The sequence below is a fragment of the Acinetobacter sp. 2JN-4 genome (assembly GCF_003687745.1).
Taxonomy (GTDB): Bacteria; Pseudomonadota; Gammaproteobacteria; order Pseudomonadales; family Moraxellaceae; genus Acinetobacter; species Acinetobacter halotolerans.
The window spans coordinates 560870-572921 of the sequence record NZ_RDNY01000001.1; the positions used below are offsets into that span (position 1 = coordinate 560870).

General features: G+C 41.6%; 11 protein-coding genes. 6 read left to right on the forward strand and 5 right to left on the reverse strand.

Features of this window, described 5'->3' with window-relative positions; all coding sequences use genetic code 11:
* Positions 1–25: 25 nt before the first annotated feature.
* Positions 26–1696: a sensor histidine kinase efflux regulator BaeS gene (baeS, locus tag EAH57_RS02730; RefSeq protein ID WP_121928728.1), complete on the reverse strand. Its 1671-nt coding sequence runs from the start codon at positions 1694–1696 to the stop codon at positions 26–28.
* Positions 1697–1826: 130 nt separating this feature from the next.
* Between baeS and EAH57_RS02735 the strand changes: the two genes are divergently transcribed.
* The 3 genes from EAH57_RS02735 to EAH57_RS02745 all read left to right on the forward strand — a co-directional run bounded on the left by EAH57_RS02735 (position 1827) and on the right by EAH57_RS02745 (position 6304).
* Complete coding sequence (locus EAH57_RS02735) at positions 1827–2225, forward strand: heavy-metal resistance (protein ID WP_121928773.1); 399 nt, start codon at positions 1827–1829, stop codon at positions 2223–2225.
* A 335-nt stretch (positions 2226–2560) separates the two neighbouring features.
* Positions 2561–4363, forward strand: coding sequence for an acyl-CoA dehydrogenase C-terminal domain-containing protein (locus tag EAH57_RS02740; RefSeq protein WP_121928729.1), 1803 nt, complete (start codon positions 2561–2563; stop codon positions 4361–4363).
* Between the two features lie 159 nt (positions 4364–4522).
* Positions 4523–6304, forward strand: a complete 1782-nt coding sequence (locus EAH57_RS02745; protein WP_004669552.1) for an acyl-CoA dehydrogenase C-terminal domain-containing protein — start codon at positions 4523–4525, stop codon at positions 6302–6304.
* An 85-nt stretch (positions 6305–6389) separates the two neighbouring features.
* On the opposite strand, the gene EAH57_RS02750 is transcribed toward EAH57_RS02745, so the two are convergent.
* The gene (locus tag EAH57_RS02750; RefSeq protein WP_121928730.1) at positions 6390–7286 is read right to left on the reverse strand and encodes a LysR substrate-binding domain-containing protein; all 897 of its coding nucleotides are present in this window, start codon (positions 7284–7286) and stop codon (positions 6390–6392) included.
* 105 nt (positions 7287–7391) lie between these two features.
* Between EAH57_RS02750 and EAH57_RS02755 the strand changes: the two genes are divergently transcribed.
* Both EAH57_RS02755 and EAH57_RS02760 read left to right on the forward strand, forming a co-directional pair.
* A complete protein-coding gene (locus EAH57_RS02755) occupies positions 7392–8102 on the forward strand; it encodes a glutathione S-transferase family protein (RefSeq protein ID WP_121928731.1) in 711 nt (236 codons plus the stop codon).
* Between the two features lie 212 nt (positions 8103–8314).
* Positions 8315–8812 carry a phosphate-starvation-inducible protein PsiE gene (locus EAH57_RS02760; RefSeq protein WP_121928732.1) on the forward strand — a complete coding sequence of 166 codons (498 nt, stop codon included), beginning with the start codon at positions 8315–8317 and terminating at the stop codon, positions 8810–8812.
* Between the two features lie 39 nt (positions 8813–8851).
* On the opposite strand, the gene EAH57_RS02765 is transcribed toward EAH57_RS02760, so the two are convergent.
* Both EAH57_RS02765 and EAH57_RS02770 read right to left on the reverse strand, forming a co-directional pair.
* A complete protein-coding gene (locus tag EAH57_RS02765) occupies positions 8852–9217 on the reverse strand; it encodes an RcnB family protein (RefSeq protein ID WP_004669556.1) in 366 nt (121 codons plus the stop codon).
* Between the two features lie 152 nt (positions 9218–9369).
* Positions 9370–9861, reverse strand: coding sequence for an RcnB family protein (locus EAH57_RS02770; protein WP_121928733.1), 492 nt, complete (start codon positions 9859–9861; stop codon positions 9370–9372).
* 170 nt (positions 9862–10031) lie between these two features.
* Here EAH57_RS02770 and EAH57_RS02775 point away from each other — a divergent pair, with 170 nt between their 5' ends.
* Positions 10032–10478, forward strand: coding sequence for a hypothetical protein (locus EAH57_RS02775; protein ID WP_171065210.1), 447 nt, complete (start codon positions 10032–10034; stop codon positions 10476–10478).
* 35 nt (positions 10479–10513) lie between these two features.
* Here EAH57_RS02775 and EAH57_RS02780 read toward each other — a convergent pair whose 3' ends face one another.
* Positions 10514–11977: a phospholipase D family protein gene (locus EAH57_RS02780; RefSeq protein ID WP_171407348.1), complete on the reverse strand. Its 1464-nt coding sequence runs from the start codon at positions 11975–11977 to the stop codon at positions 10514–10516.
* Between the last annotated feature and the right edge of the window lie 75 nt (positions 11978–12052).

Sequence of the window (12052 nt, forward strand, 5' to 3'; positions counted from 1 at the left end):
CCTCAAGCAAAAGAGGATCTCAACGTTATTTCATTTGTTTGGGAAAAGTCAGCACACAACGCAATCCACCTAATGGTGAATGATCAAAAGTCAACGAACCACCCAATGCCTGTGCCAATTTACATGAAAGTGCCAAGCCTAAACCTGTTCCACCTGTACTGCGGGTACGTGAGTCATCGACGCGATAGAAACGCTCTCCTAGTCGTGCCAATTGTTCGTCATTGACCCCAAATGGACTATCATCCACATACAGTATCCATTGTTGCTCATCTTGTTGAGTGTGAATCTGTATTTTTCCACCCTGTTCGGTATAGCGGACACAATTGCCTAATAAATTCACGATAATCTGTTTAAAACGATCTCGATCTAAAGATAAAGTTGCATCCTCTCCTGCAAGCAACACTTCCAACTGATGTTGTTCAAAAGTTGACTTAAAATTATCAACTTCTTGTAACACAACATCCCAAGGATTCACTTCAGCAAAATAACATTTCAATTGTTGTGCTTCGGCTTGTGCTAAATCTGCCAAATCCTGTGTCAGCTTCTTTAAACTGGCGACTTGTCGCATCATTGCATCTAAATGCTCTGGTGTCGCTTTACGAATCCCATCTTGCATCGCCTCAATTTGCGCTTGCAATACAGCCAATGGCGTTTTTAGCTCATGTGAAGTATCGGCGACCCATTGACGGCGTGATTGTTCATGTTGATGCAGAATATCAGCCAAATGGTTCAACTGATTAGACAAATCACCCAATTCATCATTTCGTCTAATCTTAACTTGGTACTGATAATTACCTCGCGTCAGCTCCAATGTGGCATCAAGCAAACGACGAATCGGATTTCTAAAATAAGCCGCCATCAGTAAAGCAGCCACCATACTGGATAACACGGTTAATGCGTATACTAAAAGTAAATAGCGCTTTTGATTGCTAAAAAAGTTAATACTTGATGCATCATCTTGATCTAGCACAGGCTTTAAGCCGAGATAGCCCACTACCTTTTGCTCAACCATAATCGGACGATATGAAATTTGATCTGTGGTTGGTTCACCCACAATAAATTGTTGTTTTTCATTATATAAAGATAGTCGAGAACTCAGCCCCAAACGATCAGGAATAGATACAAAGCGCTTTTTCCCTTGTGCATTCACATTGTTCGATTTACTTTCCTGTGCAGCATCTGAGCCTTCTTTCTTTAGCCGAAATTGACTAGGGCTGAGCGGAAAGCGTAAGCCCTCAAAGGGTTGGTATTCAGAAGGCAGATTCTGCTTTAAAACACTGAGTTCTTCTTCATTGAAAATCTGACGATTTCTTATTTCAGTATTGTTTTGAGTTAAAGCTGGAGAAAGGTTTAATAAAGTATGCTCATTAAAATAGCGCTGTTGCAGTGCAATATCATATTGACGACGCAACCACCACTGAGATAAACGATCATAATCGTCAGGCGCAGCAGTACCTTCAATCTGTAAAATTTGTGCCTGAACCGCATTGCCCCAATCATGATAAATCGTATACACATTGGCTAAGTTGGCAATCAGTCGATCGAGCTTCTGCATTTCTACATCAGCAACATAACGTGCAAAGTTCTTTTGCATGGTCCAATGCAAAACACCCAAGCTGATCGTTGCGATCAACAAAGTGGTCAGTAGCACAGTCAGAAATAAACGTAAGGCTATCGGAATACGACGAACATTCAAAAGCTAAGTCTCAATAGTGTTCTATTTATGGATTGTAACCAACATGGTCCAAAAAAACTCTCCATTGTTTCTTCATGTTTATTATCTAATCTTTAACCATCAAATCACAACCTATTTGCTGGATAAAACAATGAACAAAACAAAAGTTGCTTTTATGACTACACTACTCGGTTCCATGTTTGCTTTAACTGCATGCCAATCAACACCACCAAGCAAATATGCAAATGAAAGACACCATCATGGTAAATATCAAATGCAACGAGATGGTGAATACCGTAACCATAAACAACGCCCGCAACTTACACCAGAACAACGTAAAGAATGGCAAGCAAAACGTGATCAACGCCAACATCAACAAGGCAAAATCCGTCAAGAACGCCAACAACAGCGCGCATTAATTGAAAAAGCCTGTGTTGGCAAAAAAGCAGGGCAAACGGTTAACGTACGATGGCAACAACGTACTATTCAAGGCAAATGCGAAATGCGCTTTAGCCCTGAAAAATCACAATATAAACGTCAAAGCAATTAAACAACTTAATTTTGATTTCCTTAAAGGCGCACTAAGCGCCTTTTTGGTGTGCGCCATTGATTAGCATGAATAAACGAAGACGCAATACCTGATACACAGCTGCTTACGATTTTCACTAAGCAGTTGGAGTAAAAAACAAAAAAACCGCTACAATCTAATGGTTTGAGCAGGTGACATGACAAACTTTGACTTAGCAGTCACTAAGAAATGACCTGCAAGAGCTTGTACCGAACTATAACTTGTTGCACGATTAGCGGTACAAAATGGTGCCATTGGGCACATTTATCATTGACTAAGATTATAACTCTGGTTTAACCAGTATTGAGGAACCCGCTATGCCACAATACAAAGCACCCTTACGTGATATGCAGTTCGTATTGCACGAATTATTAAATGCTGAAGCACATTACGCGAAACTTCCTGCATTTCAAGACACAGTAAGCCGTGAATTGGTTGATCAATATCTAGAAGCAGCGGCTGATTTCTGTGAGAATGAACTTTCTCCTATTAACCAAACTGGCGACCGCGAAGGTTGTACTTGGAATGATGGTGTTGTTACTACACCGACTGGCTTTAAAGAAGCGTATCAAAAATATATCGAACTTGGCTTCCCTTCCCTTTCTGCAGATGAAGAATTTGGCGGTCAAGCATTACCGAACTCTTTAGGGATTACGATCTCTGAGATGGTTGGTACAGCGAACTGGTCTTGGGGCATGTACCCAGGTCTTTCTCACGGTGCGGTTCGTACCCTTGAGCATCACGGTTCTGACGAACAAAAAGCAGTCTACATGCCAAACCTCGTTTCAGGTGTTTGGACAGGTACAATGTGCTTAACTGAATCTCATGCAGGTTCAGACCTCGGTATTATCCGTTCTAAAGCAGAACCAAATGCAGATGGTAGCTATGCAATCACTGGCGAGAAAATCTTTATCTCGGCGGGTGAACACGACATGGCGGATAACATCATCCATATCGTACTTGCTCGTTTGCCAGGTGCACCTAAAGGTACTAAAGGGATTTCATTGTTCATCGTACCGAAGTTCCTCGTCAATGCAGACGGTACTTTAGGCGAGCGCAATGCTGTTCGTTGTGGTTCGATTGAACACAAAATGGGTATTCATGGTAACGCAACGTGTGTGATCAATTTTGATAAAGCAACAGGTTACTTGATCGGCCCAGAAAACCGTGGTTTGAACTGCATGTTCACCTTCATGAACACTGCACGTATCGGTACAGCAGTTCAAGGTTTATCTGCATCTGAATCTTCTTTCCAAGGCGCTTTGGCGTATGCGAAAGATCGTTTAGCAATGCGTTCTCTTTCTGGTCCGAAAGCACCTGAAAAAGATGCGGATCCAATTATTGTTCACCCCGCTGTTCGCAACATGCTTTTAACGCAAAAGTCATTTGCTGAAGGTGGTCGTGCATTGGTTTACTTATTGGCTCAATATGCAGATATCGTTGAAAAAGGCGAAACTGAAGAAGAGCGTAAGTTTGCTGACAACATCTTGTCTTTATTAACGCCAATTGCAAAAGCATTCTTAACTGAAACTGGTTCTGAATCTGCGAAGCACGGTGTACAAGTCTTTGGTGGTCACGGTTTCATTTCTGAACACGGTATGGAGCAAATCGTACGTGATACACGTATCGCTTGCTTATACGAAGGTACAACTGAGATTCAAGCACTTGACTTGTTAGGTCGTAAAGTATTGCAAACTCAAGGTGCAATGTTGAAAGACTTCACCAAGATCATCCATAAATTTGTTGAAGCAAACAAAGACAATGCTGCGATGCAAGAATTCGTTGCACCATTGGCTGCTGCAAACAAAGAATGGGGCGACATCACCATGCAAATTGGTATGCGTGCGATGCAAAACCCTGATGAAGTTGGTGCAGCTGCGGTTGACTACTTATACTTCGCTGGTTATGTAACACTTGCATACTTATGGGCGCGCATGGCGCTTGTAGCTCAAGAGAAATTGGCTGAAGGTACAACCGAAGTTGACTTCTACAATGCGAAAATCACGACAGCTCGCTTCTACTTCAAGAAGATCTTGCCACGCGTTCGTTCTCACGTAGACGTACTTTCAACTGGTGTTGAGCCATTGTTTGAACTCGATGCGGAACACTTCGCGTTCTAATCATAGATTAGAATGGGATGCAACGTTCATCACAAAAAAAGGACTGGTCAGTTTTGACCGTCCTTTTTTTGTTTAATCAGTGCTAAATTTATAGCATTGATTTATTTCTTCGTTTATTTGATCACTTTGCACATAAGTTGTGCGTATAAGGGAACGATTATGCCAGTTTACAACGCGCCTTTAGCAGATATGAAATTCATCTTAAATGATGTATTTAAAGCAGAACAATTTTGGCAGTCTAATGAGAAACTTGCTCATGTAGATGCTGCAACCGCTGAAGCAATTTTAGAAGAAATGGCTAAATTTGCTCAAAACGTCACTCATCCGCTTAACCGCACAGGTGATGAAGAAGGCGCGCGTTGGGAAAATGGTGAAGTATTCACACCTACAGGCTTTAAAGAAGCTTTCCGTCAATACGCTGAAGGCGGTTGGATTGGTTTAGGTGCTGAGGAAGAATGGGGCGGTCAAGCAATGCCAAAAATGCTGACTGTACTTTCTGATGAGATGTTATTTGCGACCAACCCATCATTCATGCTTTACCCACTGCTTTCTGTGGGTGCTGGTATGGCGTTAAACAGCTATGCATCACAAGCACAAAAAGAAACTTACTTACCAAAAATCTATTCTGGCGAATGGTCAGGCACCATGTGCTTAACAGAACCACATGCAGGTACTGATTTAGGTATTATCAAGACTAAAGCTGAACGTAACGAAGACGGTACTTATAACATTACGGGTACTAAAATCTTCATCACTGGTGGTGATAACGATTTAGCAGAAAACATTATTCACCTCGTGCTTGCGAAAACCCCTGATGCCCCTGCTGGCTCACGCGGTATTTCTTTATTCATCGTACCGAAGTACCTTGTAAATGAAGATGGTTCTTTAGGCGAACGTAACCCAGTTGGTCCAGGCTCTATCGAACACAAAATGGGGATCAAAGCATCTGCAACTTGTGTCATGAACTTTGACGGCGCAAAAGGTTACCTCGTTGGCAAAGAAAATGAAGGTCTTGCAGCAATGTTCGTGATGATGAACTACGAACGTTTATCGATGGGTATCCAAGGTCTTGGTGCTTCTGAATTTGCCTATCAAAATGCAGCACAATACGCGACTGATCGTTTACAAGGTCGTAGCGCTGCCGGTGCTCAATCACCAAACAAACCTGCTGACAGCATCTTAGTACATGGCGATGTTCGTCGTATGCTACTCAACGTACGTGCTAACAATGAAGCTTCTCGTGCATTTGCAGTCTATGTCGGTCAACAACTGGATATCACTAAGTTTTCGACTGATCCTGAAGCAGTAAAGCAAGCCAACAACCGTGTTGCATTGTTAACGCCAATCGCAAAAGCATACCTTACGGATACCGCATTCCAAGCGACTTTAGATGCACAAATGGTCTTTGGTGGTCACGGTTATATTCGTGAATGGGGTATGGAACAATGTATTCGTGATCTTCGTATTGCTCAAATCTACGAAGGTACCAACGGCGTTCAATCACAAGACTTAATTGGCCGTAAAACCATTAAATGTGGCGGTGCATTCATTGCAGAATACATCACTGAAATCCGTGACTTTGCGAATACCTTAGATGCTGATTTAAACTTCATTAAAGATGCAACACTAGATGCTGCAACTGAAATCGAAGCAGTTACCCAGTTCATTATTGAACAAGCGGCTGAAAATGTAGACTTCCCGAATGCTGCTGCAGTTGATTACTTGCATGCGGTTGGCTTACTCAGCTTTGCTTATATGTTCGCTAAGATTGCTGCGGCAGCTAAAGACAAGTCTGGTGATTTCTACCAAAACAAACTTGCCTTAGCGCAATACTTTGTAACGCGTATCTTGCCTGAGTTAGATTCACGCATTAAGAAAGTTGAAGCAGGTTCTGACTTACTAATGAACTTCAGTGAAGATTACTTCACCAATCAAGCTTGATCATCTAAGTAAACTAAAAAGCGTCTGATTACTCAGGCGCTTTTTTTATGTTCCAATCAAATTTACATATCGGTGAAACGCATTTTTATTTTTTTAATTTTTCAACGAGGAAATCAGCCGTAGTCGTGACACTCGGTAATAATCCACGTCTTGTCGGCATCAATAAACTGGTAGTTACACTCCCTGCATACCACTCAGGTAAAACATTAACCAAACCTCCATCAGACAATTCAGGTGTACAAAAGGCTTCTGGCAATAATGCGATCCCGATACCGCGCTTAGCAGCCCCTTTTAACACCTCAGTCTCATTCGCCATAAAACGGATATTCGGACGAACAGAACACTTCTCTCCTGAGCGATGCTGAAAATGCCACGGATTCATTTGCATGTCTGACCACAACCCAGCATGATTCACGAGGTCTTGAGGTTCATGTATTGAGCCGACTTTGGCTAAATAACACGGCGCTGCAATTGCAATAATATTTTCATGGCTAAGTATTCGCTGAATTAAACCTGAGTCTGCCAAGGTATGGAAATGACTGCGTATCACAATATCAAAGTTTTCACTCATGACATCAACATATCGGTCAGTCACTTCAAGTTGTAAAAGTAGTTTAGGATAGCGTTCTGCGAGTTCAGGCAAACAATCAGATAAAATATACTGTGCGACAGGGACAGAAGCACTCAGTCGTACTACACCACTGGGTTCTTGCTGACGCATTAGCAAATTTTCTTCAGCGTAACGGAACTCATCTACCGCATTTTTAGCATGTTGATAAAAAATTTGCCCTGCCTCAGTCAGAGAAAAACTTCTTGAGCTGCGATGAATCAGTGTTAGACCTAATTTGTCTTCCAATATCGCAACACGCTTGCTTACCGTGGATTTAGGAATATTTAGCTGTCTTGCTGCAGCAGAAAATCCCTGATGCTCTACTGCAATTACAAATAGAAAAACGTCATTTAAATTTTGTCTGAGTCGCATAAGCTAATGTCCATATATGTAGACAATAGGTTTCATAATACCTGACTACTCGAAACTTTTCCGCTGTCTTAAGATAACTCTATCTTCAATGAATGAGTAAACATCATGTCAGTTTTCACTTTATTCTACGGTATCCCTTCTGGTTGTTCATTTGGTTCAATTGTTGCGCTGGAATGGTCTGGCTTACCCTATCAGCTATGCAGAATAGAAATGCCAGCTCAAAGCAATACCGAGGCATACTATCGAATCAACCCACTGGGCGAAACGCCTGCGCTACTCTACGACAGTGGTAAAGTTTTAACCGAAAGCATGGCGATTTTGAATCATCTTATCGCAAACAGCGCAAATACAGCTTTTCATTATCAACAAGGGACTGAAGCATTTAATCTGTTTAATCAAAAACTCGCATTCTTGAATACCACCTTATTCAATGCATTCAGCCCGTTGTGGTATAGCCTTGAACATCCATCATCTAAAGATGCAACACAAGCATTACGAGCGTATGGAACCGCACAAGTTGAAAAGGCATTTACTGCTTTAGAACATGCGTTAACAGGACAGGAATGGCTACTAGGTGAACAAAAGTCTTTTGCAGACGCTTACTATGCAGGCATTGCCCGATGGTTAAAATATCACAATGTGATTGATATTAATCATTTTCCAAACTGCCAACGTCTTTATCAGCAGCTACAAGAACAGGCAGCCATTCAGTTTACACATGCGATCGAACAACAACATCCCACTGAGAGTTCGGGCAAATTTTTAGGTCATGTCTCACTTGAAGAAATCTTACAACAATACCCCAACCTAAGATAATGTCTTCGACCTACACCACTGAAATTATTCCCTTAACCCTTTAATGATGAACTTCAGTGAAGATTACTTCACCAATCAAGCTTAATTTTTACTAAGCTAATCAAAACTGCCTAAATCATTTGGTTTAGGCAGTTTTTTTATATCCGCTTTTCATAAAAGTAGCACAGAACTTGCATAACATTCTTATCATCATGCTGAGAGTCGTTATTGCTATGCCGAACTCAAAAGATAAACTTGCAAGCTATCACCGCTTATTCGATCGTCTAGGTCACTATGCGGTAGAGGCTTTTCATTATACTGCGCTGTTTATTATCGGCTGTATGATTGCTTGGTCCGCGGTACATACCATCATCGAAATGCTGACTGATAAACAATACGCAACGATTGACGATATCCTACTGCTGTTTATTTATCTTGAACTCGGTGCCATGGTCGGTATCTATTTCAAAACCAATCACATGCCTGTGCGCTTTCTGATTTATATCGCCATTACCGCACTGACTCGATTATTGATTGCCGATATTCAACATAATCATAAGGCATCCATGGATTTAGTGATCATTACTGGTTCCATTTTAATCTTGGCTGGCGCTATCTTGGTAGTGCGTTTTGCATCATGGCATTACCCTTCTGTGCTTCGCGGTAAAGATCAAGAACAAGCTTTAGCTGCCAACAAAACACCAAAACCACAAGATGATGAACTAGCATAAAAAAAGCAGGCAAATGCCTGCTTGGATTTTTGACCATACTTATGCAACACGATACACACGGTATTTGGAATCGACTAACACATAGCGACCTTGTACTTGCATCCACTTATAACCACGCGGTGGTTGATACAGGCGATGCTGGCGATAGTTTGATACGACATAACGGCTACTACGGAACTGTGATGGTAAACGCTCTCCGCGTTTAAAGCTAATGCGTTGACCATAATGATGCCCCTTGTTGGCATTTGACCAGTGAGGCGGGTTACGATGGTCTTGGCGGTGATCATAGCGTTGATCGTAACGATCTTTATGCTCATTTTTCCAACGATTTGATGAGTCCGCCATCGCAGATGCTGACATGCCTAGCATAAGGGCTGAAACAAGCAATACTAATGTCTTTTTCATTCTTTGATCCTCAGTGTTTTGATCTAAATTCAGATTAAAAGAAACTCAAGGAGAAACCATGAATAAAACCAAGGACATTGCAAAGCTTTGTAATGATATCCAAGAAATTGTGGAGACCTATCACCTGAGCAGATCTTCAGCACTTCTATTCATCAACGAATAATCTCAATGGTGAAGTTATCATTGGTGACCAGAAAGTAACGACCATCAACCATTACCCAGTGTCGTCCTTTTGGTGGTTCGCGCAATGAATAATATCCCCAATCCCGAACCACATAACGCTCACTACGAAACTCACTCGGCAAGGCATTGCCAACTACGAAAGACTCTCGACTATAGCGGTACTCAGTTTGAGTATCTGGATAATACTCTATCCGTACTCGCGGCTGTGGATAGTGAGAATAAGGATGGCTGTTTTGGTAAGGCTGATAGTAATACCCTTTCGGCGGTGCTGTAGGGGTATAGCGCTGATTTGAAAATGCAAATGGGTCTTGCGCAGGCGCTTGATAAGACGGCGAAGTTTGATGGTATGAACGACGCTCTGCCCCACTATAACCACCCCAAGCATTGTCGGCATACAGCAGTGTAGGGAAACAGCTGAACACACCAATCAAAGCATAATGATAATATTTAGATTGCAGCATTGCGCTCTCCCCATATTGAGTACTATTGTCTTATTTTAGAACAAAAAAACAGCAATGACTGTTACCTTTCTATACTTTTTAACGCAGATTGAGGATGAAATAAGGAGGCCATTTTTTAGCTCACTTTTAGAATATGCTAGAATCCATTTTTCAGTTTTGAGTCAATAGCTGTGTCGGAAATGAACTTTGATCGTCTCTATCAATTTTTTTGTAATGTTCCTAGCGTTCAAGAGTCTCGTATTGTTGCGCATGGCTCAGATGGTCAACATGCGTGGTGGTTTAAATTTAGCATTGATGTACAACATCCACTCGCTTGGCAAACGGTTCAAGAGCTAGGGCATGTACTGAATTATTTATCCACCAATGAACGTTTACCGACACAATTCTTTCCTGTATCGCCACCACCGTATATGAATGGTGAAGCCAAAGACTTTTTAGCTTGGGTGATTCAATGTAATCATGCGGACTTTACGCCTGATGTTGTTTGTGACTGGTTAGAAGGTCGTTTGCCGAATCCTGTTGATGATGAAAAGCAGTGGGCGATTAAAACCGATCTCAATGAATTAGAAAAGTTAAGCGATAAAGATTTGGATCAGCTGATTCCACCAAGCCCATAATTAAAAAGAGGCATTACGCCTCTTTTCTTTTTTCTTCAAAAAGTCGATAGCCCCGACCATTCCATAAAACGATACACCCAGTACTTGGTTTTCGAGTCATCAGCATACTTTTTATAGTCAAGCGTCACTTGACGACCATTGGCATTGTTCCAAGAAGAATCAAAATACTGTCCAGCATCCTTAAACACTTGCACTTGAACTGAACCAATCACACGCATATTGGTCTCAAGATTATAGTTTTTCAGATTGCGTGCCGTTAGGTTTGCAGAACCCAAAATCAACTCAGCTTGCTGCGTATTATATTTCAACAGCATTTTACTGTGGCATTGCTCACCATGAGTATCACACCAGCGAATTGGAATACCAACCGCATTGAGTTCAGACGCCACTTGGCGATTTGGCATACCATTCTTTTGACGACCAAATGCATCTTTATTCGGATCAAGCACCATACGGATGCGGACACCACGCTGTTTTGCTTGCTTTAATGCTGAAATAATCTTCCGTTCAGACAAATAGAACATCGCGATATCCAAATGTTCATCTTGTTTGGCCGTGTTTATCATTTCCAATACTGCATCATAAATTGCTTTTTCAGTCAGCACCTGAACCTGTGGCAAGCTTTTATCTTCCGTTAGCTCACCCATGATCACAATTGGACTGCCCCCTTGCGACATTTGCGCAACAGCCTGTTCAGTTTGCAGCATATCAATTGCTGTAGCACCATCCACCACTAACGCCACATTGCTATGATGTGAACTTCCATCGTGCGGATTTGCAGAAGTCACTAGACTTTTCCAACCAGCCTCAGTATCCACCACTAAGGTTTTACGATGATTGGCTTTAAAATTAAACAATGCAAGATAACTGCGAAGTGTGATCCTCTGCTCACCAAATGGATTTTTAAGCCAGCCTTTTTCTGGATTATTGCCGACATCTTGACAACAGATATACCAAAACCCCGACCACAGCGGATTCGATGCACGCAATGGTTTTAAATCGGTTTCAATGACTTCAATGTTTGCTTGACGGAGTTGTTCATAATGCTTTGGAGCAAGACCACCGTACACTGAATTAATGGGATCGGTAATCACTACAATTTGGATGTTTGGATTTTGCTGACGTTTGAGCAGCAATGTATCAGTCAACTGTTGCATCAATGGAATCTGCTTAATTTTGGATGCGCCAACTTCTTGATTGAAGAGAAACATATCCAAAACAATGGTGCTTCTCGCATCTTCAATCAACTGAAACACTGCTTTAAAAATCTGCTGATCAACTTGCTGCTGACCCTGTGCATCTAGATAGGTCTGATCGGCTAAGAACTTCACATTGGCATGCTGTAGTTGACCAGTAAAATCCAAACCTTTCGGAAGTGGTTTTACAGTGTGGTAAATTGCAGAAGCAAGATACCCAATCACCAAAATACTCAATATGACTGCCATGTAACGCCGACCTGACCAGTTTAATTTTTGATGGATTCGTTGGAAGATACGCATATAAACAGAAAAAGCCCTAGCCTAATGGATTAAGGCTAGAGCTTATGCTTTGATTTTTCAATGCTAATTTGGTGA

Coding starts and splice junctions, on each gene's coding strand:
- EAH57_RS02780 (WP_171407348.1), bottom strand. CDS start 11,977: ATGCGTATCTTCCAACGAATCCATCAAAAATTAAACTGGTCAGGTCGG.
- EAH57_RS02765 (WP_004669556.1), bottom strand. CDS start 9,217: ATGAAAAAGACATTAGTATTGCTTGTTTCAGCCCTTATGCTAGGCATG.
- EAH57_RS02740 (WP_121928729.1), top strand. CDS start 2,561: ATGCCACAATACAAAGCACCCTTACGTGATATGCAGTTCGTATTGCAC.
- EAH57_RS02755 (WP_121928731.1), top strand. CDS start 7,392: ATGTCAGTTTTCACTTTATTCTACGGTATCCCTTCTGGTTGTTCATTT.
- EAH57_RS02735 (WP_121928773.1), top strand. CDS start 1,827: ATGAACAAAACAAAAGTTGCTTTTATGACTACACTACTCGGTTCCATG.
- EAH57_RS02770 (WP_121928733.1), bottom strand. CDS start 9,861: ATGCTGCAATCTAAATATTATCATTATGCTTTGATTGGTGTGTTCAGC.
- EAH57_RS02760 (WP_121928732.1), top strand. CDS start 8,315: ATGCCGAACTCAAAAGATAAACTTGCAAGCTATCACCGCTTATTCGAT.
- EAH57_RS02750 (WP_121928730.1), bottom strand. CDS start 7,286: ATGCGACTCAGACAAAATTTAAATGACGTTTTTCTATTTGTAATTGCA.
- EAH57_RS02745 (WP_004669552.1), top strand. CDS start 4,523: ATGCCAGTTTACAACGCGCCTTTAGCAGATATGAAATTCATCTTAAAT.